The sequence below is a fragment of the Hymenobacter sp. BT188 genome, from assembly GCF_014333585.1.
GTDB lineage: Bacteria > Bacteroidota > Bacteroidia > Cytophagales > Hymenobacteraceae > Hymenobacter.
Genome location: NZ_JACSCW010000003.1, coordinates 362,102 through 384,732, shown reverse-complemented (window position 1 = coordinate 384,732; position 22,631 = coordinate 362,102). Strand labels below are relative to the sequence as shown.

Genomic DNA, 22,631 nt, shown 5'->3' with positions numbered 1-22,631 from the left:
ACAGGCCTCACCTACCCCATCACGAATAAAAAAGCCCCCCGAGATATGCTCAAAGACTACCTACGCCTACACTTTATTGTTTTGCTGTGGGGCTTCACGGCTATTCTAGGAAAGCTTATTTCGGTGCCGCCGGTAGAGCTAGTGTTCTGGCGGACGCTGCTGGCCACTACCGGCTTGGGCCTACTGTTGACCCTCAAAAAGCAAAGCGTGCGCATACCACTCGGCCAGGCGGTGCGCTTGCTCAGTGTGGGCTCCTTGGTGGCTGTGCACTGGATTACCTTCTTCCTCGCCGCCCGCCTTTCGTCCGTGAGCGTGTGCCTAGCCGGTATGGCAACGCTGGCTCTCTGGACCTCGCTGCTGGAGCCCCTCTTGCTGTGGCGCCGGATACGGGGCTACGAGGTTTTTCTGGGTTTGCTAACGATGGTGGGGCTTTACCTAGTGTCGCAGGCCGAGTTTGACCAACTGCTGGGGCTGGCTGTTGCCATTCTCTCGGCGGGTTTGTCAGCGCTGTTTAGTGTGCTCAATGTCAAGCTGGTGAAGCAGCACTCGCCCCTGCGCCTGACGTTTTACGAGATGATGGGTGCCTGCTTATCTATCGTGCTGTTCTTCCCGGTTTACAGCCTGTATTTTACGGAAGGCGCAGGCTTACATCTGGCTCTTGTTTCCTGGGATTGGCTATGGCTGCTAATGCTGGCCGGCGTATGCACGGTCTACGCTTTCTCGGCCTCGATTGAATTGATGAAGCGTCTGTCGGCTTTCGTTATCAACCTGACTACCAACCTGGAGCCTGTGTACGGCATTGTGCTGGCGGTTCTTATTTTTGGGTCGGAAGAAAAAATGTCGTTAGGCTTCTACTTGGGCACGCTTGTCATTCTATTCAGCGTCCTCATTCATCCGGTGCTCGATCAGTGGAATCAGCGCCGCCAACGGCCCGTCACCGTTGTATAAGTCCCACGGATTACAACACGCCGCTCCACACCAAATAATCGGCTGCAACAGGCACGTTGGGGGGCATTTCGCGGCCCGGAAACAGCCCATACACCGCTGAGCCCGAGCCTGATAAGCTAGCATAAGCAGCACCAGCTGCATATAACGCAGCCTTCAGCTCGCCCAGCACCGGATAATGCGGCGTCAAGGCTTCTTCAAAATCGTTGCTCACCGTATTGCGCCACGTTTCTATCGGCTGCGCCAGACTCGCGCGCAAATCGTGGCGCGGCGTTCGAGGCGCTACGCGAGAATAAGCCTCGCCTGTGCTAATGTGCAGATTGGGGTAGATAACCTTGCAGGCAACTCCTGTCAGATTAAGGTCAATTGGCGCAAATACGTCGCCTTTTTCGTGGGCAAATACGGGCTTATTCTGAATGAAGAACGCACAGTCGCTACCTAAGCGGCGGGCGTAAGTCTCCAGTATTTCGGGGGATAGTTTTAGCTCAAACAGTTCGTTCAACGCCCGCAGCGCGAAGGCCGCATCAGCAGAGCCCCCACCCAAGCCAGCGCCGATGGGCACTATTTTATGCAAATGCATCTGCACGGGGGGCAAATTAAAGTCGGTCCGCAGCAGCTCGTATGCTCGCCAACATAAGTTCGTGCTGGGCTCGCCAGGAATCGGAATACCCGTCAGGGCGAGGGAATCCGAATCGGCGGGCAGCACTTCCAACGCATCGCTCCACGGCAGCGGCACGAACACCGATTCGAGGTTGCGAAAGCCATCAGGCCGCAGGCCAGTGATGTACAGGCCAAGGTTGAGCTTAGCATTCGGAAAAACGAGCATAGAAAGTAGCGTAGGCGTTGTCTGTTGGGTTTAGGAGGTGGCAGGGGCAGATTTCCTGCTTCCCTGTTCCTGTTATAAATCACCCAAAGCCCAAACCTAGCGCAAACCACGAAAGCTTGCGCTACGAACGCCTCAGAAAACGATAAATTTGCCTCAACTCAATCTATTGTTTCATGTCTCAACCGCCGCCTACCGATTGGTACCAAGCCTGGGGCAAGCGCCTGCTCGATGTGGTGCTGGCCGGGCCGCTGCTGGTGGCCACGCTGCCGGTCCTGCTGCTGGCAGGGGGCTTTTTGGCGGTGCAGAACGGGGGGCAATTTCTGTTTCGGCAGCAGCGGCCCGGCCTTCATGGGGGGCTTTTTTGGCTGTATAAACTGCAAACCATGACCAGCCAGCGCGATGCTCATGGTCAGCTTTTGCCCGATGCGGCGCGACTGCCGCGCCTGGGTCGCTGGCTGCGCGCTACTTCCATCGATGAGCTACCGCAACTTTGGAACGTGCTGCGCGGCGACCTGAGCCTAGTAGGCCCGCGGCCGTTGTTGCCAGAGTATCTGCCGTTGTATTCCCCCGAGCAGGCCCGCCGCCACAGCGTACGCCCCGGCCTGACGGGCTGGGCACAGGTAAATGGGCGCAACGCCATTAGCTGGGAGCAGAAATTCGTTTACGATGTCTGGTACGTTGAACGCGTATCTTGGCGCCTCGACCTGCTCATTTTAGCCCGTACCGTGCGGCGGGTGCTTGGTGCTCAAGGCATTACTACCCCCGGCCAAGCCACCACCGAAGTCTTTCGCGGCTCCCCCGCCCCCACCATTGCCGACAACTCACCCTCATGACCAAGCTTTTTTTCTCTGAGTACGAAGAAGCCGACCAGCCTCCTATCACCCGTCCGTTGGCCATTTTTGGGGCTGGCGGACTTGGTCGTGAAGTGCTCATGCTGATTCAGCAGATCAACGAATACGAGCCCACCTGGCATATCACTGGTTTCTATGACGACGTGCGCCCTGAGGCAGACTCTATTCATGGCGTGCCCTACTTAGGTACTGCCGCCGACCTGAATGCTGTAACCGAGCCATTCCACGTAACGGTAGCGGTGGGCAATAGCCGGAGCCGGGCCAACGTGGTTGATAAACTTACGTCGCCGCAGCTCTCTTTCGCTACGCTCATTCACCCGGCCGTAGCTTGCGCGCCTTATCAGCAGGTAGAATTGGGCGTAGGTTGCATTATCAGCCAAGGGTGCATCCTGACCTGCGATATTGTATTGGGCAAGCATGTCCTTCTCAACCTCGGCTGCACCATCGGTCACGATGCAGTATTGGGCGATTTTTGCTCCTTAATGCCGCACGCAAATATTGGGGGCGCAGCTCACTTGGAAACCGGCGTGTATTTGGGTACCAATGCCACCGTTATTGATCGGGTGCGCGTTGGTGCCCACGCCATTGTAGGGGCCGGAGCCGTTGCCGTCCGCGATTTGCCCCCCAGCTGCACTGCCGTCGGTGTTCCGGCCACCGTGATAAAACATCACGCCAGCTAGTGTTTTTAGGCAACTACTTGTCATCTGACAGCCAGCTTCTTGACTATTTCAAACAGCTCCAACGAGGTCTATGTTTACTATAAACGGCTGCAAATTCACGCCCTACCGTTCTACGACTGGCACTATATAAGCTAGCAAAACATTGCTAAGAAACAACGTATTCATCTGCACTGGAAGCTCCGGCTGTGCAAGAACGCTTGGCATACATTATCCCACTTTATGCGCAGCCAGGATCACGACCGTATTTTTCTTTCCCCGCCCCACCTTGGTCGTCACGAACTGAATTATGTGCACAAGGCTATTGAGGATAATTGGGTAGCCCCTGCCGGCCCCAACATTACGGGCTTTGAGGCTGATATCTGCCAATTCACCGGCGCCTCCCATTGCGTCGCGCTCAACTCGGGCACTGCCGCTATTCATTTGGGGTTAATTTTGTTAGGTGTGGGCGTCGGCGATGAAGTGCTCTGCTCCTCTTTCACTTTCGTAGCTACGGCCAACCCTATTGTATACCTGGGGGCCACGCCAGTATTCATTGATAGTGAGTTGCAAACCTGGAATATGTGTCCGGTGCGCTTGCGGGAAGCCATTGAAGACCGTCTGCGAAAAGGTAAAAAGCCCAAAGCTCTGTTGCTGGTTCACTTATATGGCATGCCAGCCCAACTGCGCGAGATTCTGGCTATAGCCGACGAGTTTAACATCCCAGTACTCGAAGACGCTGCCGAAGCCTTAGGCTCCTGCTACAACAAGCAAGCGCTGGGCACATTTGGAGCATTGGGTGTCTTTTCGTTTAACGGCAATAAGATTCTGACTACCAGCGGCGGCGGCGCGCTTGTTACCAATAACGCGGATTTAGCTCAGCAAGCTCGTTTTTTAGCTACCCAGGCCAAAGACCCGGCCCCGCACTACCAGCACTCCGCCACGGGCTATAACTACCGTCTCAGCAATATACTCGCGGGCATCGGCCGGGGCCAGATGGAGCTGTTGGACGACCGCGTAAAAAAGCGTCGCGAAATCTACGGCTGGTACCAGCGTCACCTCACCGACTTGCCGGTCCTGCAATTTGCCCCCCAGGAGCCCGCTGGCAGCCGCTCCAACCGCTGGCTCACCACCATCCTCCTCGACCCCGCTCACACCAGCATTACACCTGAGCAGGTGCGTCTCCACCTCGAAACGCGCAATATCGAAGCCCGCCCGCTCTGGAAACCCCTGCATCTACAGCCCCTCTTCCAAAATGCCCCCCATTACGGTGGCAGCGTCTGCGAGGAGCTGTTTGACCGGGGCCTATGCCTACCCTCCGGCTCCGCTATGACGGACGAGGATTTGCGCCGCGTGGCAGGAGCCGTGCGGGAGGCGGCTGGTATTGGTTAGCATATCTTAATGATTGGTAACCAACCTAGTAGAGCTTTAAAAAGCAGGGGTAATTACAGAAGAAAGATTGCTCGATTTTTAAAGCTGGCAGTTATAGATTCGATTACGCTAAGCAATTTCTCCGGGGAGAGCGTCCAACGTATAAGGAGCCGCCACTCCTAGCTTTTACCTACTTCCCACCCGACAGCCGCACAACTGGGCAAAGAGTGCGAGCAGATGTTTAATCGAAAAGATTGCTTTATGTGATGAACGGCTTGCTGACAGCCATTCACTTTCGCCGGGCGTAGAGCCTGCCATGAAACGATAGGCTGAAAAACACCTTTGGTCAAAAAGAGTCCGACGAAGACGAGCGAACAGAAGTAGCTGCTGGCGAATAGCGCGCAACATTGAGCGGGGCCATATTCCGTTTTAAGGCTTGATTCAAGTCAGTGTTTGTGAGGCGCTACACCGGGTTGAGTAATCTGAAAGCCTGTTTTAGCTTTCTCTTTTTCAACCATTTTTTTCACCTGAGCAAGTAACTCCTTTGCATCGTAGATGATGCCATCTTTGATGGTATACTTCACTCCCCCTACCCTACTCACCTGATTATTTTCTGCCAGCCTGATGGCCCCGGTGCCATATAAAACTTTGAAGTCTTTGAGAGGATTCTCCTCCACAATGACAAAATCAGCCAGCTTACCAATCTCGACACTACCAATTTCCTTTTCCATTCCCAGCAGTTCTGCCCCGTTCAGGGTGGCCGCTTTTATAACCTCCAGCGGGTGAAATCCTGCCTCCCGTAGCAGTTCCATCTCGCGCGGATATGCAAAACCAAAAAGCTCGTAAATAAAACCCGAATCAGTACCTACTGTAACCCTGCCACCTCGGTTTTTATATTCATTGATAAAAGCCATCCACAGCCTGAAGTTTTCTCTCCACTGCACCTCCTGCTCCGTGCCCCAGGAGTGCCAGTACGAGCCATGCGCATTCCAACTGGGGGTGTAAAACTTCCAGAGTTCGGGCATGGTGTAATCCTGGTGCCACTCTGCGGTGCGAGCTCTCATTAGGTCGCGGTTGGCCTCGTAAATATTAAAAGTTGGGCACAGGGTAAAGTCCAGCGCGATCAACTCATTCATCACCTTATTCCATTTCGGCGAGAAAGGCGCGGCGGTTTGTTTCCACAAGGTGCCGGCGCCCTCGAAACGGTTTTGTTCGTTGGTGTAGTTGTAGTCCAGGTCGTAATGCTGCACCGTACGGTCCGTAAACATGGCTTCGGGCAGGCCATACCAGTGCTCTAACGAGCTGATGCCAGCTTGGGCACTGTGCATGGCATTCCAACGGCCTACATCCGTCTGAGAATGGTGGATAGCCGATTTTAGGCCCAGCTTCTTGTTTTCCGCGGCGGCAGCCTGCATGATTTCAGGTGCGGCCCCGAAAAACTTGATTCCATCGGCCCCAGCTTTGGCATTCTGCCTGACCCAGTCGCGGGCCTGCTGGGGCGTGGAAATGGGTTGTTTGCTGCCCATGCCAAACCGGGTATAGGCTCGTATGCGGGGGGCGGTAATTGTGTTCTGGGCGCTTTTCTTTTTCTGCTCCAGCGTCCAGACCAGTCCATTGCCCGCCGAGGGCTCCCGAATGGTAGTCACGCCGTGCGCCATCCAAAGCTTATAGACATAGCTGGCATCGGATCCATTGTTGTTGCCAATATGGGCATGAGTATCCACGAAGCCCGGCAGCAGGTACATACCCGTTGCGTCCAGCTCCTTGCCGCCTGGTTTCAGTGAGGGGCGTTTTGTGGCATCTATGGGCAGCGCCGTAGTGCCCACCATCCGGACATCGGTAATGCGGTTGTTTTCCACCACAATATCTACCGGACCCAGGGGCGGCGAACCGGTGCTGTTGATAAGAATAACACCCCTGATGATAAGCTGCGGCCACGGTCCTTCTCCCTCCTGCCGGTTGGGCACCGCCGCGGGCTGCGGCTGCGCGGCTAGGCGTAATTGAGCCAGCAGGCACAGGAGCAGAAAAAGTGTTTTGTGAAACTGCATACGGATGTAACTTTTACTACAAAGCTCTGCCTCCTAGCGGAAACAGAGCTTCGAATGGGGTGATAATGTGGCTAAGGTTCTGGCTAGCGTAAATCAAAACGGATAGGTAGCGCAATGTGCAGCCGGTTATCTGTTCGTTTGCCCTGTTGGCTTTCCTCCCTCCACTTTCTTGCGGGTATACTGGGCCGGCTGGCCGGACTTCGGTAAAGAAGCCCGGATAAACTCCCGGATATCCTCGTTGGAGGTGGCCAGATCCTCGCTGCGCAGGTACATCATGTGCCCGCTGCGGTAGCCTTTGAAGCTCATACGATCCTTCATTTTACCGCTGGGGTCCATTTGCCACATGTTGTATTTCGCATTGAAGTAGTCGCAGGCGCCATCGTAGTAACCCGACTGTACCATCAGGTGCAAGTTTGGGTTTTGGGCCATGGCCTGCCGCAGGTTGTCACCGGTGTTATCGTCGCTGTTGTCCCAGGGGCGCACCGGCCCAAACATATTGTACTTTATGTCGGTCTTGTATTTCAGCTCCTCGCTTATGTACATGTTAATGGCGGGGGTAAATGAGTGCAGCCACGAAGTAAGCTCCGGCGCATAATCCGGCTGCAAGCCTACCTCCTGCTTATCAATTCCAATATAGCGGGAGTCGAGTCGGCCAATGGTGTAGCCTTCCTTACGCAGCAACTCTTTCCAGAAAAAAGCTGGCGGCACGTTCAGATTTTGCTGTAGAATTACCTCTGCTGATAAGCCGGAGTAGTGGGCCATCTTGCCGGCAATTTCTTTTTTCTTCTGGTCCCCGAGGCTCCACCCTCTGGTAATAGCCGGAATCAGCTCGTTAATCGTGAACTCCTCTACTTCGGGCAGCATAGCCGTCAAATCTTTTTGCTGCAGGTCTGACGCTAAGAGCTTATGATGCCAGGCCGTGGCGGCGTAATATGGCAGCATGCTGGCGGCGGCGACCGGGCCTTCGCGCTTGATGCCGAGCTCCGTGGGCGACACCAGAATCACCCCGTTCAGGTACATCCAGTGTGCATTCTGCAGCTCCAGGGCCAGGCCCGACACCCGGGTGGTGCCATAGCTCTCGCCGATCAGGTACTTGGGTGACGCCCACCGTTTCTGGCGGCCGACGAAGGTGTTTATCCAGCCGGCCAAGTACTTGATGTCGGCATTCACGCCAAAAAATCGTTTGGCGACCGCCTCGGCCTTCAGCGTATCGACCGCTCGGGAAAGACCTGTGTTTACCGGGTTGACATACACGATGTCGGCTACATCTAGAATGGAGTGTGGGTTCTCCTTTATCCCGTAGGGCTGCAAGGGGTAGCCTTCCTTGTCAATGTTCAGCAGCCGGGGCCCGGTATAGGCAATGTGCATCCACACCGACGCGGAACCCGGACCGCCGTTGAAGGAAATGATCAGGGGGCGGTTGGCCTTATCCTTGACATCTGAACGCTCGTAGTAGGTGTAGAAAAGTCCGGCTACCGGCTTGCCCTTCTCATCCCAAACGGGTTGGGTGCCGGCGGTGGCGGTGTAGGGAATACGTTTCCCTTTTACCGTGACCTCGTGTTTGGTGCGTACCGTTGAGTCCAGGGCCAGGGAAAGCTTCTGCGCCTCTACGGGGGGCAAAGCAACGGAGAGGAGAAGGAAGAAGAGGTAGAGTCGTTTCATGTGGTAGTCGTTAAGCCTGAGATAAGGAGCAGGATCAGGGTAGCACTCAGTAGACGTTTTCGTCGTCCGTCGTTTCGTGGCCCGCGCTATTGTTTATCCTCTAGTCCGTGCCGTCTTGAATAATGATGCATGGCGGCGCGTTGGCCAACCAACTGGGGGGCAAATTCTACTACGTTCGCCGCGCGCGGCGAACGTAGTAGGGGAACTGGCGGTAGCTACTCGAGGTGCAAAAACTAGCAGAGGCGTTTATAAAAGGGTGCCCTCCGGCGCACCTTACAGGAGAGAAGGTGAGACGCGCCGCCCCCGCTAGGGCCGCGTGTCCCAGAATACTCTTTCCAGCAAGGTTGCTTTCTGCTTGATATTGGGGTTGCTGCTTATTTCGTTGAAGGGATAGAACAGCGACCTGGGCACGCCATTCCACACGGCAATTGGGGTCGGGATGGGCTTGATGTTGGGATAGCCGGTTCGGCGCCAGTCCGTCCAGTTTTCCATCACCACGCCGAAATTGGCAATGTATTTCTGGTTGATGATCTGCTCAAGCCTCGCCGCTGGTGTGCCGGTTAGGGTGCCATGTGCCCCCAGGTAAGTTGTAATGGCGGCTGGGGTTGCGTTGGCGTTACTCAGGGAGGCCCGGATACCTTCGCGGAAGAATGTTTCGGCATCGCCGGGGGCCCCGAAGCGTAACGCGGCTTCGGCGCGGATAAAGTTATACTCGGAGTACAGCAGCAGCCTGGAGGGCGCGTCGCCGCCGTAGGTGATGGCCGTGCCCTGTATGCTTCCGTTCGCGAGCACGCCCGCGGGATTAACGGCCGAAGCGGTGCCCTTGAGGTAGCTGTGCAGCCGCGAATACAGCGCCGACGGCGTGGGGTCCAGAATGGTCGAGCCCTTATACGAGGTGGAGTTGAACGGGAAGGGGATAAAGTAGGCCGTCCGCCGGGGGTCTTCCTTGGTGTTCATCAGGTCCACCAGAAAGCGGTTGGGGAAAAACTGATCTCTGAACTGCCCCCCCTCAATGCTGGCCAGCGGATTTTGCCGCTGTGCCTGGTTGAGGAACATCATCTGGAAGTTGTCGTCATTGGCCTTCATGAACTCCGCGCCACTGCTGATAAGGGCCCTGATCTGCTGAGAGGCAAAGGCCGGATCAGACTCACTGTAGTGCAAAAACATTCGCAGCTTGAGCGTATTGGCCAGCCGCTCCCATTTTACTTTGGACGCGGCCCAGGTCGGAGCGGCATAGATGGTGGTAAAGCTGTTGGGCTCCAGCAGGGAGGTTGGCGCATTCAGATCCGCGATACCCTCATCCAGCAGGGCAATGAGTTGCGGGTAAATGGCGGCGTCATCATCGTACTTCGGGTATTGGAGCTCCCCAAATTTAAGCCCTTCGGTGTACGGCACATCGCCCCAGGCATCCACCGTTACTTGGTAGGTATAAGCCTTTAGAATTTTGGCAACCCCGGTGTAGTGGGGGCTGCCATTCTCCGTGGATACTTTAATCAACTGCTCCAGATCGGCGAGAATACCCGCAAAAATAGAGTTCCACGTATTGTTTACATCCGAGTCGCTGATGGAGTAGCGCTCGTAGTTGGTGAAGGTGTTATTTAATACCGGCCCCTGCGCAGAAAACTGCTGCATGATCAGGTTGCTGTAGCGCATCAAATCGCTTACCCCCATGAAGCCAAGATTGGTAGTGGCGGCTGGCAGAATCTCGGTAGCGCGGGCTACGGTGATGTTGTTCGGATCATCGTTTACATCGAAAAAGCTGTCACACGAGGGGAAAATCAACCCGGCCGACACCAGTGCGATGGATAGGAGTTTAGGGTATTTCATGAGTGTGCGGTAACTGCAGGAAAGGAAAAGTTAGAAGGTAGCCCGTAAGCTGGCCCCGACTGTCCGGGCTACGGGCTGAATACCAAACTCCAGCCCGCGGGAGTTGCTCACTCCTTGCAGGTTCTGCTCCGGATCGAGGTGCGGGTAGTTCGGCGCATGCACGAATAGGTTGCGGCCATACAGCGATACCTGCAGCGCGTCGATAAAGCCTACTTTGGCCAGCATCGGCTGGGGCAGACTATAGCTCAGGTTCGCCTCGCGCAGCTTCACAAATGAGGCATCGTGGACGTAGCCAGCCCAGGCGACATACTTGCCGCGCAGGCCCCAGTAGTCCTGGGCCGTCACGTACACGTCGTTGGGGCGGCCATCGGCCAACACCCCCTCGAATAGGTAAGGCTTGTTCAGGGTACCATCCGGGTTAAAGCGGGGGAACTCGGCCGTTTCCGCCGCCACGCCCTGAATCCGTAAATCACCCACCGTGCGGGAGAGAATATCGCCCTTGTACTTCCAGTCCAGCAGCAAGGATAAACTCAAGCCTTTGTAGGTGAAGGTATTGGTCAGGCCCATGGTAAACCGCGCATTCGGGTTACCAATGGCCGATACGCCGGGCGCCGTCAGCGGCAGCCCGTTAGCCCCGATCCGGAGTCTGCCCTGCTCATCCTTAAGGTAGTTGGTCGAGTAGATCAGGCCGTACTGCTGGCCGGCCACGGCCTGGGTGTTCGGGGAAGTAAAGCCCCCAATGGTCAGTCTTTCCACGCCCGGGGCTAGCTCCTCGACAACAGTCCGGAAGGTGGTGAAGTTGAGAATAGACTCCCAGCGGAAATTCGCGGTTTTAATCGGGCTGCCCGACAGCAGTACCTCCAGCCCTTTGGTGGACAGCTTGCCAGCGTTGGTGATCGAGCTGGTAAAACCGGAGGTCGCCGGCACTGGCACCGCGAAAATCAGGTTGCGGGTGTCTCTGCGGTACACCGAGGCATCGAGGTACAAGCGGTCCTTAAAGAAGCTCAGCTCCGTGCCGAGTTCTATCTCCCGCGTAAACTCCGGCTTGAGGTTCGGATTGCCGGCGGAGTTGTTGTAGGTAAAGCCCGCTAAGCCATTAAAGGGAAAGTTAACTGTGGTAGAGCCCCAGCCATCGGCGGCACTCGCCTGGCCCCAGTAGGTGCTGGTGCTGTACACGGCGGCCCCCTTGCCTACTTCTCCCACGTTGGCCCGAATCTTCGCCGAAGACAGGATGTTTCCTTTCAACTGGGGAAAGGCATCGGTGGGCACAAAGCTCACCGCTACCGCGGGATAGAAGATAGACCGGTTGCCCTTGGTCAGGGTCGAGGAAAAGTCGTTTCGGCCTTTGATGTTTAGGGTGAGGAAGTTTTTGTAATCGAGAATAAAGTCGCCGAAGAATCCCATCAGCCGGCGCTCCGTGATGCTGCCGGAAGGGTTATAAGACAGGAAGTTCTTTAGGTTATCAAACCCCGGCACCACGATACCCAGACCAACGGCGTTTATCGTACTGCTGTAGTTGGATATCACCTCGTTGCCCAAGGTGGCAGTGAGGCGGAAGTCGGGCCCGAGGTTGCGGTTGCCCGTTACCGTGAGGTAGGAGTTAATGTCGCGGGAAAAGAGCTCGGCGTCCCGTATGCCGCCGGCGCCGGCCGAGTTGGTATTGCCGTTGCTTCGGATGCCTTTGTCGTCAAAGCCTTTGCTGCGCGTAGAAAACACGTCACCCCCAATGCGGAAGTCGGCCCGCAGCCAGTCCGTAAAGTCATAAGCCAGGTTCACGTTACCAAATACTCGGTTCGTCTCGTCCGAGTAGGTCACGTGCTCGATGGCCCAGTAAGGCTGGTCCTCGGCGGCAAACCAAAGCTGGCTTCCTAGCTCATTCTGGTAGGGCAAGCCCGACAGGTTATAGCTTCGGGGCGTATAGATGCCTCGCCAGAGGGGATTGGAGCCCTGGTTGCCGGCCTGGGTGCGCTCCGAGCGGTTGTTGATGTAGTTGATGGATGTGTTGACCGTCAGCTTATCCGTTAAGCTCGTGCCCAGATTGATGTTGAAAGAGTTTCTCTTCAACTCATTGCCCGGTACCAGCCCCGTCTCATAGGTATTGCCGTAGGATATGCGGTAGTTGCTTTTATCGCTCGCCCCGGAAAAGCTCAGGTTATTCTGGAGAAAGGCCGAGGTCTGCAGAATGTCGCGCACATTATTCGGGTAGGCTTGCAGCACCTCTTCTTCCCCAAACCAGTTGGTGACGGTCTGCCCGGTGATGCGCGGCCCCCACGAACCGGGGACATTGTTGGCGTATGTGCCGTTGTTGCCCTGGGCGTACTCATTCTGAAAGTCAGGAAACCGGTTTATCCTCCCTGCCCCGTAGTTGGAGGAAAAAGTAATCAAGTTCTTGGTACCCGCCTTCCCTTTTTTGGTGGTAATGAGGATAACGCCGGAGGCTGCCCGCGACCCGTAGAGCACGGTGGCCGCGGCGCCTTTCAGCACACTGATGCTTTCGATATCGTCGGGATTGATATCCGCCGCCCGGTTGGAGGTCGCTACCCCGGAGTTTACACTATTGGCACCCCCGCTGTTATCAATGGGCACGCCATCAATCACGAACAAGGGCTGATTGCTGCCCGTGATACTGGAGAAGCCCCGGATCGTGATGTTGGAACTAGCAAGCCCCCCCCCGGTACCGGAGATCTGCACCCCGGCCACCTTGCCCGCCAACGCATTCGTTACATCGGCTACGGGAGCTTTGGTGATCTGCTCGGCGCTGACCCCACTCACCCCGTACCCCAGCGATTTCTTGTCCCGTTCAATGCCGAAGGAAGTAACCACCACTTCGTTGAGCAGCTTCGAGTCCTGGGCAATGGATATGTTGTACACACTCTGCTTCGTGACGGGTATTTTCTGCGTCAGGAAGCCAATGAAGGAAACAACCAGCGTGGCGCCCTCGGGGGCCTGCAAGTTAAATTTGCCCCCCACGTCGGTTTGGGTGCCTCGGGTCGTGCCTTCGATCACCAGCGTGACGCCCGGCATCGGGGAGTTGTCCTCCTTGGAAACAACAGTGCCTGTAATTTCTTTGTCTTGGGCTAGTGCCAGGCGGCAGACGCTGAAGAACAGAAAAACCAAGAATAGATGTCTTCTCATAAGATTCAGGTTAGGTTCTTGGAGGGAAGATATAGGATTAAGGTATATAAATAAGAAAATACGACATATAAATAAGATCTACGATTTCGAACCAATGCCCTGAACCTATAGCTGGCTAAGGCGTGAGCGATTCTAAGAGCGCGTGGGGCAGTCAGGTTAAGCGACTAGTGAAGGGGCTGCGCCGGATAGGCATACGAGGGCATAATGAGCGCCACTGGCTCACGTTTTTTGATGCGCTATCCTTAGTTCGATCTGAAGCGGGTCGGTATTTTAGGCCATTCAGGCAACGGTTATGTTTAGTTACCCTGATTTCTACAAAAGGGGCATCTCCGAGTCGGGCAACTACCAACCAGCGTAGCTATTATGATGGTTGGGGGAAAGACATATTGGGCACCTCACGCCGTATACCAACGCGCCCATGGCCAAAATCCTCAAAGGCAGGCTCTTGCCAGCCCCAGGGCCTGATGAACAATAACGTACCCCCTTACAACACGATGCTCATCGTGGATGCCTTAATCAAAGCGAACAAACTCTTTGAGTTGGTCGTGTTTCCACAAGCGCTACCTGCCTTCGGCACTGATGCCCCTACATGACCTGCCGCTGGAACTATTGCATATGGCACCTGGCCAGCTTGGAGCCGCTACTGGACTACAGCTTTCCAAGACAGACCCGTGCGAAGGGAGTGCTCTAAGAAAATGAGAGCAAGTGGACAATCCTTGAACGTACCGTAGGTGAAGAAAAACGACACTGCTTAACACCACAGCTATTTGTTCAGATAAACAGTGTGGTGAGCTGCCACCGTCTTTCGGAGAGGGTTTGATCAGGGCCCGTTTTACCGTAGTATGCCAAGTATCAAACTAGTGCGAAAAAGGTTCTCCGAGCAGGCTTATCGCTGTCCGAGAAGGGCAATTATAGTTATACGAACCTTTGCTACTTATTCTTAATCTCTAAGGCCTCCTTCTAAACATTCGTTGAAGAGCTGCTGACCAGCACTCTAAACTCCCTAGGTTTAGCCACCTAGTTCGTAATTAGTATCCAGCAGCGCAGAGACAGTTTTGACGCCTGAAAACGTGTAGTCACTTTACCCTTGCTCCAATGCCTGCTCCAAATCAGCTATTAACTCTTCTTTCAACTCAATCCCCACTGACAAGCGCACTAAGCCCACAGTGATACCTAGTCGCTGCTGCTGCTCAGGGCTGAGGGACCGGTGCGAGGTACTGAGTGGATGTGAAAGTGACGAATCAACTCCTGCCAGCGATGGTGCAAACGGAAAGCGCAATGAGCGGCGCATAAATTGATTCACTAGGTTCTCATCATCAGGCAAACGAAAGGAAAGCATGCCTCCAAACTGCGTCCCGCCTTGACGAGCGGCAAGCTGGTGCTCTGCATGGCTTGGTAAACCCGGATAATTGACTTCTTGTACAACTGGATGGCGGTCAAGCATCTCAGCTATAGCTTGCGCATTAGAGCTGTGCTCCTTCACACGCAAGCGCAGTGTTTTGAGCCCTCGCACTGCCAGCCAACTCTCCATCGGGCTTAGGGTTAAGCCCAGAGTCATTCCAATCTGGCGGAGGCGAGCAACTGTTTCGGTGGTGGCGGCAACTACAACCCCAGCCGTTACGTCGGAATGGCCAGCCAAATATTTGGTTACGCTGTGCAGCGTAATATCAGCACCATACTCAATAGGGCGGGTGAGCAGGGGCGTAGCAAATGTATTATCAATAACCAGCTTTACGCCATGCTGGTGGCACTCTTCGGCCAGAGCCTTCAGATCTACCACACGCAACAACGGGTTGCTCATGGTTTCGGCCAGCAATAGGCGGGTGCGGGATTGCAGATGCGGCTTTAGGTCGTAAAGCTCCTCGAAAGGCACATAACTCACCGAAATTCCCAGGCGACTTAGTTCCAGATTCAGCAGGACCGCTGATCCACCGTAGATATCGGCAGCGCAGAGCACATGGTCGCCGGCTTCGCAGTATGCTAAAATGGCCGCCAAGATAGCCGCCATGCCGGAGCCCGTTGCAATTGCCCCCTGCCCACTTTCCAGTCGGTTTACCGCCTCAGCCAGTTCATCGGAGTTGGGGTTGCCATTCCGTGAATACATGTAGCGGCTGCCAGGCTCATCGAAATACTGTGCTATGCCATCCAGATCCTCAAATTTGAAAACCGACGTTTGATAGATGGGAGTGATTTTGGGAAGGATATACATATAGAATGATGTTGCCGAATCTCAGGATAAAGGGACTGTGGGGGGCAAATTAGATCAGTCTTGTGCTAGTGGCTCTTCCTCGCGAATTGTGAAACGAAGCAGGACCAGCCAAAAACAAAAAAGCCTTTCCCAGCAAAGGAAAGGCTTTTTATTACTACATAAACTAGCTTAGGCAACTACGCCTTCAGCCAGCACGATAACATTGTTGCGCAGCACTTCTACCACGCCACCTTCAATGCGGAAGGATTCGCGGCCCGTAGCGCTGTTCACGTTGATGCTACCCGCTTGCAAAGCACTGATAAGCGGGGCGTGGTTATTAAGCACTTCAAAAAGTCCATCAGCCCCTGGAAACTGAGCCGAAGTGACCTCACCCGCGAATACTTTCCGGTCTGGCGTGATGATTTCTAAATGCATATTCGTTGAATTACTTGGCTTCAGCAATCAGACGCTCACCTTTCACAACGGCATCCTCGATAGTACCAACGAGGTTGAAAGCTGCTTCAGGTAGGTGGTCGTGCTTGCCGTCGATGATTTCGTTGAAGCCACGGATGGTGTCTTTGATATCAACCAACACACCCTTCAAGCCAGTGAACTGCTCAGCTACGAAGAAAGGCTGCGACAGGAAGCGCTGCACACGACGAGCGCGGTTTACGACCTGCTTATCTTCCTCCGACAGCTCATCCATACCAAGGATGGCGATGATGTCCTGCAGTTCTTTGTAGCGCTGCAGAATTTCTTTCACACGCTGTGCGGTGTTGTAGTGCTCCTCACCGAGCACCTCAACCGACAGAATGCGTGAGGTAGAGTCTAGTGGGTCCACAGCAGGGTAAATGCCAAGCTCAGCAATCTTACGCGACAATACTGTTGTAGCGTCCAAGTGAGCGAAGGTGTTAGCCGGCGCTGGGTCAGTCAAGTCATCGGCAGGTACATATACCGCCTGTACCGACGTGATAGAGCCACGCTTGGTAGAAGTAATGCGCTCCTGCATGGCACCCATTTCGGTAGCCAGCGTAGGCTGGTAACCTACGGCTGAAGGCATACGACCCAGAAGAGCCGATACTTCCGAACCAGCCTGGGTAAAGCGGAAGATATTGTCAATGAAGAACAGGATGTCGCGGCCTGAACCAGTACCGTCACCATCGCGGAAGCTTTCAGCGATAGTAAGACCTGACAGAGCAACACGAGCCCGAGCTCCGGGCGGCTCGTTCATCTGACCGAACACGAGTGTAGCCTGCGACTTAGCCAGTTCTACCTCGTCAACTTTCGACAGATCCCAGCCACCTTCTTCCATCGAGTGCTTGAACTCAGCGCCGTAGCGGATGATGTCCGACTCAATAAATTCACGCAGCAAGTCATTTCCCTCACGGGTACGCTCACCTACACCAGCAAACACCGACAGGCCCGAATAAGCCTTCGCGATGTTGTTGATCAGCTCCTGAATCAATACAGTTTTACCTACGCCAGCACCACCGAACAAACCAATTTTGCCACCCTTTACATAAGGAGCTAACAGGTCGATTACTTTGATACCAGTGAAGAATACTTCCGAAGTCGTAGCCAGATCCTCAAAAGGAGGAGCCGAGCGGTGAATCGACATCGGGCCGTCGCTATCAGGCTGACGAATACCGTCAATGGCTTGGCCAATTACATTGAACAAGCGGCCTTTTACGCCTTCACCAGTCGGCATCGAGATGGGCGAACCCAAGTCACGCACGATAGCACCGCGGGTCAGACCCTCAGTCGAGTCCATGGCGATGGTGCGCACCCGGTCTTCGCCTAAGTGCTGCTGGCATTCGAGGATAACAATCTGGCCGTTGTCTTTTATGACTTCGAGCGCATCGAGAATGTTGGGGAGGCGCGTGTCATCACCGGCGAAGCTTACGTCCACTACGGGACCAATTACTTGGGTGATTTTGCCGTTATTCGCCATTGTAGGTCTTTATATAGATGGGTGGCAACGTTTTCAGGCCGCAAAACTACGGCTTAATCCCCGCTTTGCCAAAGCTCCTGCCAGCGGAAAGTTTGTGCAACTCTGGCGCATTGACAATCAGGCACTCAGCAGGCTTTAAACCCAATATTTGCCGCCCAGTCCCAGAAAAATTTTAAAAAAATATTCGATTAGAATTTGCCCCGAATTATTCGCCTCGTACATTTGCACACCCAAACGGCATTGCTGATGGGAAATTTGTCCGATGGTGTAACTGGCAACACGCTTGATTTTGATTCAAGAAAGTCCAGGTTCGAGCCCTGGTCGGACAACTACTTGTAACGCGAAAGGCGCTGATACTTCCCCCGGGAGGAATCAGCGCCTTTCGCTTTTTAGTTTAGCCTTATCGGCCTTTTCGCTTTAAATTCGGTTGGTTTTACTTCCCAATCACTTCTGATTAGCTCAGCCATATAGCGTCTCCTGTTTACCTTTGCACACTCCGCTGATTCCCAACTGAATTAAACTCATGTCCCAGCAGGTTAAACTTTTCGCAGGCAACGCCTCGCACGAACTCGGTGAGAAAATTGCCGCCGCTTATGGCACCCAGCTCGGTGATCTGAGCCTTCAGCGCTTCGCCGATACTGAATTGGGACCAAGCTTCAATGAAAGCGTCCGGGGTTGTGCTGTGTTTCTGATTCAGAGCACGTTTCCGCCGGCTGAAAACTTGATGGAACTCATGCTGATGGTAGACGCCGCGAAGCGAGCCTCTGCCGCTTCTGTTACCATTGTAATGCCCTATTATGGCTACGCTCGTCAAGACCGCAAGGACAAGCCGCGGGTGAGCATTGGGGCCAAAGTGGTAGCCGACTTCATCCAAAGCGTAGGCACCGACCGCCTGATGACGTGCGACTTGCACGCCGGCCAGATTCAAGGTTTTTTTGATATTCCTGTTGACCACCTCGATGGCTCGGCCATGTTCGTGCCCTACATCAAGTCGCTGAATCTGGAAAATCTCATTTTCGCCTCCCCTGACGTAGGTGGTGTGGTGCGGACCCGCGCTTTTGCCAAGCGATTCGGGGCCGAAATCGTGGTGTGCGACAAGACACGTCTGCGGGCCAATGAAATTGCCTCTATGCAGGTCATTGGCGACGTGACCGGCCAAGACGTCGTTCTGGTCGATGATATTGTGGATACGGCTGGTACCATCTGCAAGGCGGCTGAATTGTTGCTGGAGCGTGGGGCACGCTCAGTGCGGGCTGTCATTACGCATCCTGTGCTCAGCGGCCCGGCTCACGACCGCATTCGCAACTCTGTGCTGGAAGAGCTCGTGGTATCCGACACAATTCCGTTACGGCAGGAGAATCCAAAAATTCGGGTGATATCCTTGGCTGATCTGTTTGCCCACGCTATTCGCAATGTGGTGACGCACGAGTCGATCAGCTCACTGTTTACCTAAGAATACTAGGGCTGTGCTGCACTGATTCCTTCTAGCAGCGCGGCCTTTCACATAGTATATAACAAGTCCTTTTTAGTTAACGGACTTAAACTGTATCTTTGCGGGCCCATTAATTGATGGAGTCTGAAAATACTTTTTCCAAAAACACTCTTTTTATGAAAAGCTTAGAGATTGTAGGGTTTAAAAGAGCGAATCTCGGCAAGAAAGAGGCAAAGCAGTTGCGTCTTGATTCTTATGTTCCGTGCGTAATGTACGGTGCAGGAGAGCAGGTACACTTCTCGGCTCCTGCCATTCTCTTCCGCGAATTGCTGTACACGCCTGAAGTACACATCGTTGATTTGAACGTAGAAGGCACTCTTTACCGTGCTATCGTGCAGGACGCTCAGTTTCACCCCGTGAACGAGATGTTGCTACACGTTGACTTCCTGCAATTGCAGGATGGCAAAGAGGTAAAAATGGACATCCCTGTGAAATACATCGGCACTTCGCCCGGCGTACAGCAAGGTGGCAAGTTGATCTCGAAGCTGCGTAAGGTAAAGGTGAAGGCACTGCCCGAAAACCTGCCTGATTATGTAGAGGTAAACATTTCGGACCTCGAGCTAGGTAAGTCTATCAAAGTAAGCAAAGTGCAGCCTACCAACTACACTATTCTTACTAACCCCCTCGCTCCTATCGCTACCGTGGCTATCCCACGTGCGCTGAAAGGTGCAATGGCTGGCGGCGACAAGTAAGCCCACGCCACGGATTTTGTAATCCGTTCGATTATCTAAAGAAAAGCCCCCCAGAAATATTCTGGGGGGCTTTTCTTTAGATAATTTGAGCACCGAAATCAGATTGGTCATTCATCAATTCTGCGCGATCCGATATATCCGATTTAATCCACGATTCAATGAAATACCTGGTTTTAGGCCTCGGCAATATTGGGCCGGAATACGCCGACACGCGTCATAACATCGGATTTATGGTGGTCGATTATCTGGCGCAAAAACACGAGGCGCGGTTTGAAATAAATCGACACGCGTTTGTGACGGAAATCAAACACAAAGGCAAAACCTTCGTGCTGGTAAAGCCCACGACGTACATGAACCTGAGTGGCAAAGCAGCGGCCCATTATCTGACCAGTTTGAAGCTTGAAAAAGAGCAAATGCTGGTCGTGACGGACGATTTAGCGTTGCCGTATGGCAAGTTGCGCCTAAAAGGAAAAGGCTCGGCTGGGGGGCATAATGGCTTAAAATCCATTCAGGAAACGTTGGGCACGGACGAATACGCCCGCCTGCGTTTTGGGGTTGACGCTAACTTTCCTAAAGGCCGGCAAGTCGATTATGTACTCAATCCATTTTCGGCCGATGAGCAAATCGACTTGCCGCTGCGCATTGAAAAAACCGCCGAGGCTGTGCTGGCGTTCGGTACGCTAGGTATTGAGCGCGCTATGAACGTGGTCAATGTGAAATAAGGCATTAGCAGACGCGACTGATATTTTTATAAGTTAGTTAACTTTGAGAATTTAGAACGAAAAAGCCCCCTAGCATATATGCTAGGGGGCTTTTTACGGGTTTTAAGTTGAGAGAATTAATGCAAATGGCACGTCTACATCACGCCGCTACCGGGCCGCACTTGATGGCCGGGCTGCATGAGGGCCAATGAGCCGTCGGCGTTTTCGGCCAGCAGCAGCATGCCCTGCGACTGAATACCTTTTATCTCTCTGGGGGCCAAATTTAGCAACACCAGCACCTGTTGTCCCACTAGCGCTTCCGGAATAAAGGATTCGGCAATTCCGCTCACGATAGTGCGCTGCTCCAGCCCAGTATCCACCGTGAGTTTGAGGAGCTTTTTAGTCTTGGCAACTTTCTCAGCCGCAGTGATGGTGCCCACGCGCAAATCCATGCGGCTGAACTCATCAAACGACACGTTTTCCTTGGCGGGAGCCGTGACAGCGTTTGCTAATTCGTTGGCCTTTTTGGTATTGAGCAGCTTTTGCACTTGTGCCTCTACCGTAGCATCTTCTATTTTTTCAAAAAGTAGAAACGCTTCGTTCAATTGATGTCCAACTTGCAAAGCATTAGCGTTGCCAGCAGCCGTCCAGGAGGTTTTTTCGGTGTTCAGCATACCACTCAGCCGGACAGCCGTGTTGGGCAGAAAAGGCTCCATGAGCGTGGTTAGGCTGGCTGTAATTTGCAGAGCAATATTGAGGATGGTAGCTACCCGCGCCTCATCCGTTTTTATGAGCTTCCAAGGCTCGGTATCCGCCAGATATTTATTACCCAAACGGGCCAGATTCATCAGCTCATTCAGCGCGTCGCGGAAACGATAATTTTCGATCAGCTGACCAATACGCGCCGGAAAATCAGCTAATTGCTGGAGCACGTCCTGGTCGAAGTCAGTAAGCTCATTTCGCGCCGGAATTTGCCCCCCAAAGTACTTGTGTGTGAGCACTACAGCGCGATTTACGAAGTTGCCGAGCGTAGCTAAAAGCTCGTTGTTATTGCGTGCCTGAAAATCTTTCCAGGTGAAATCGTTGTCTTTATTTTCAGGTGCATTGGCGCATAATACGTAGCGCAATATATCGGCCCGGCCCTCGAAATCCTGCAAGTATTCGTGCAGCCACACAGCCCAGTTGCGCGAGGTAGAAATCTTATCGCCTTCGAGATTCAGGAATTCATTGGCCGGCACGTTATCGGGCAGAATATAGTCGCCGTGAGCCTTGAGCATGGCCGGAAATATGATGCAGTGAAACACGATATTATCCTTTCCGATAAAGTGCACCAGCTTCGAGCCGCTGTCTTTCCAGTAAGTTTCCCAGGTATCGGGCAATAAGTCTTTGGTGGCGGAAATGTAGCCGATGGGCGCATCAAACCACACGTACAGCACCTTACCTTCGGCGCCTTCTACAGGCACGGGTACGCCCCAATCAAGGTCGCGGGTAACGGCGCGCGGGTGCAGGCCTTGATCAATCCAGGATTTGCACTGCCCGTAGACGTTAGCTTTCCAATCGTTTTTATGGCCTTCCACAATCCATTCGCGCAACCAGGGCTCGTATTGATCGAGGGGCAAATACCAGTGCTTTGTTTCGCGTAGCACGGGGTTGTTGCCGCTGAGCATACTGCGCGGATTAATTAGCTCAGTGGGACTAAGAGACGTACCACACCGCTCGCATTGGTCGCCGTAGGCATTTTCGTTGCCACAATTAGGACAGGTGCCTACGATGTAACGGTCAGCCAGAAACTGGTTAGCCTGCTCATCATAATACTGCTGCGAGGTCTGCTCAATGAACTTTCCCTCTTCGTAGAGCTTCCGAAAAAATCCGCTCGAAACATCCCGATGCGTAGCCGAAGAAGTGCGCGAATAAATATCGAAAGACACACCAAAATGGAGGAAAGAATCACGGATTAATGCATGATATTTATCTACTACTTGCTGCGGCGTGACGCCTTCTTTTTGCGCCCGAATAGTAATAGGTACGCCGTGTTCGTCGGAGCCGCAAATAAACTTTACATCGCGGCCCGAACTGCGCAGGTAGCGCACATAAATATCGGCTGGCAAATACACACCTGCCAAGTGGCCAATATGCACCGGACCATTGGCATATGGCAAAGCGGCAGTTACGGTATAACGTTGAAAGTCAGAAGACATAAGTAGAAACTTAACCAAAAAAGGATTCGAAAGTGAAAAGTAAAAATGTTGTACTCAGGTAGCATTTGGACGCAAATAAAAGTTTAAA

At 53.7% G+C, this 22,631-nt stretch carries 17 protein-coding genes and 1 tRNA gene; 9 read left to right on the top strand and 9 right to left on the bottom strand.

The annotated features are described in order from the left end of the window. Positions 1-45 precede the first annotated feature (45 nt). Positions 46-948: a DMT family transporter gene (locus H8B13_RS09755; RefSeq protein ID WP_187310613.1), complete on the top strand. Its 903-nt coding sequence runs from the start codon at positions 46-48 to the stop codon at positions 946-948. A gap of 10 nt (positions 949-958) precedes the next feature. Here the strand turns inward: H8B13_RS09755 and ispE are convergent, their stop codons facing one another. Continuing rightward, on the bottom strand, positions 959-1,771 hold the full coding sequence (ispE, locus tag H8B13_RS09750; RefSeq protein ID WP_187310612.1) for a 4-(cytidine 5'-diphospho)-2-C-methyl-D-erythritol kinase: 813 nt from the start codon (positions 1,769-1,771) through the stop codon (positions 959-961). Between the two features lie 173 nt (positions 1,772-1,944). Here ispE and H8B13_RS09745 point away from each other — a divergent pair, with 173 nt between their 5' ends. From H8B13_RS09745 to H8B13_RS09735, 3 genes are all read left to right on the top strand, one after another. Further along, positions 1,945-2,604, top strand: coding sequence for a sugar transferase (locus H8B13_RS09745; RefSeq protein WP_187310611.1), 660 nt, complete (start codon positions 1,945-1,947; stop codon positions 2,602-2,604). Continuing rightward, a complete protein-coding gene (locus tag H8B13_RS09740; protein ID WP_187310610.1) occupies positions 2,601-3,302 on the top strand; it encodes an acetyltransferase in 702 nt (233 codons plus the stop codon). Before H8B13_RS09745 ends, H8B13_RS09740 begins: the two co-directional genes overlap by 4 nt. 219 nt (positions 3,303-3,521) lie before the next feature. After that, positions 3,522-4,670, top strand: coding sequence for a DegT/DnrJ/EryC1/StrS family aminotransferase (locus H8B13_RS09735; RefSeq protein WP_187310609.1), 1,149 nt, complete (start codon positions 3,522-3,524; stop codon positions 4,668-4,670). 425 nt (positions 4,671-5,095) lie between these two features. Here the strand turns inward: H8B13_RS09735 and H8B13_RS09730 are convergent, their stop codons facing one another. The 4 genes from H8B13_RS09730 to H8B13_RS09715 form a co-directional block, all read right to left on the bottom strand. Then, entirely contained in the window at positions 5,096-6,697 is a 1,602-nt protein-coding gene (locus H8B13_RS09730; RefSeq protein WP_187310608.1) for an amidohydrolase family protein, read from the bottom strand. Positions 6,698-6,823: 126 nt separating this feature from the next. Continuing rightward, positions 6,824-8,359, bottom strand: coding sequence for a S10 family peptidase (locus H8B13_RS09725; protein WP_187310607.1), 1,536 nt, complete (start codon positions 8,357-8,359; stop codon positions 6,824-6,826). 306 nt (positions 8,360-8,665) lie between these two features. Then, positions 8,666-10,186, bottom strand: coding sequence for a SusD/RagB family nutrient-binding outer membrane lipoprotein (locus tag H8B13_RS09720; protein WP_187310606.1), 1,521 nt, complete (start codon positions 10,184-10,186; stop codon positions 8,666-8,668). 30 nt (positions 10,187-10,216) lie between these two features. Beyond that, positions 10,217-13,321 (bottom strand): SusC/RagA family TonB-linked outer membrane protein, encoded by a 3,105-nt coding sequence (locus tag H8B13_RS09715; protein WP_187310605.1) that lies wholly within the window; start codon positions 13,319-13,321, stop codon positions 10,217-10,219. A 464-nt stretch (positions 13,322-13,785) separates the two neighbouring features. Here H8B13_RS09715 and H8B13_RS21035 point away from each other — a divergent pair, with 464 nt between their 5' ends. Beyond that, a complete protein-coding gene (locus H8B13_RS21035; RefSeq protein WP_222841393.1) occupies positions 13,786-13,914 on the top strand; it encodes a S9 family peptidase in 129 nt (42 codons plus the stop codon). A gap of 488 nt (positions 13,915-14,402) precedes the next feature. Here H8B13_RS21035 and H8B13_RS09710 read toward each other — a convergent pair whose 3' ends face one another. From H8B13_RS09710 to atpD, 3 genes are all read right to left on the bottom strand, one after another. Next, on the bottom strand, positions 14,403-15,530 hold the full coding sequence (locus H8B13_RS09710; protein ID WP_187310604.1) for a trans-sulfuration enzyme family protein: 1,128 nt from the start codon (positions 15,528-15,530) through the stop codon (positions 14,403-14,405). 168 nt (positions 15,531-15,698) lie between these two features. Continuing rightward, positions 15,699-15,944, bottom strand: a complete 246-nt coding sequence (gene atpC / locus H8B13_RS09705; RefSeq protein ID WP_187310603.1) for an ATP synthase F1 subunit epsilon — start codon at positions 15,942-15,944, stop codon at positions 15,699-15,701. A 10-nt stretch (positions 15,945-15,954) separates the two neighbouring features. Continuing rightward, positions 15,955-17,460, bottom strand: a complete 1,506-nt coding sequence (gene atpD / locus H8B13_RS09700) for a F0F1 ATP synthase subunit beta (protein WP_187310602.1) — start codon at positions 17,458-17,460, stop codon at positions 15,955-15,957. Positions 17,461-17,716: 256 nt separating this feature from the next. On the opposite strand from atpD, the gene H8B13_RS09695 reads away from it, so the two are divergent. The 4 genes from H8B13_RS09695 to pth all read left to right on the top strand — a co-directional run bounded on the left by H8B13_RS09695 (position 17,717) and on the right by pth (position 20,366). After that, positions 17,717-17,789: transfer RNA gene (locus tag H8B13_RS09695), tRNA-Gln, on the top strand. A 194-nt stretch (positions 17,790-17,983) separates the two neighbouring features. After that, positions 17,984-18,913: a ribose-phosphate pyrophosphokinase gene (locus tag H8B13_RS09690; RefSeq protein WP_187310601.1), complete on the top strand. Its 930-nt coding sequence runs from the start codon at positions 17,984-17,986 to the stop codon at positions 18,911-18,913. Between the two features lie 155 nt (positions 18,914-19,068). Beyond that, positions 19,069-19,644, top strand: a complete 576-nt coding sequence (locus tag H8B13_RS09685; RefSeq protein WP_187310600.1) for a 50S ribosomal protein L25/general stress protein Ctc — start codon at positions 19,069-19,071, stop codon at positions 19,642-19,644. A gap of 158 nt (positions 19,645-19,802) precedes the next feature. Continuing rightward, the gene (gene pth, locus H8B13_RS09680) at positions 19,803-20,366 is read left to right on the top strand and encodes an aminoacyl-tRNA hydrolase (protein WP_187310599.1); all 564 of its coding nucleotides are present in this window, start codon (positions 19,803-19,805) and stop codon (positions 20,364-20,366) included. Between the two features lie 134 nt (positions 20,367-20,500). On the opposite strand, the gene metG is transcribed toward pth, so the two are convergent. Continuing rightward, positions 20,501-22,543, bottom strand: coding sequence for a methionine--tRNA ligase (metG, locus tag H8B13_RS09675; RefSeq protein ID WP_187310598.1), 2,043 nt, complete (start codon positions 22,541-22,543; stop codon positions 20,501-20,503). Positions 22,544-22,631 lie beyond the last annotated feature (88 nt).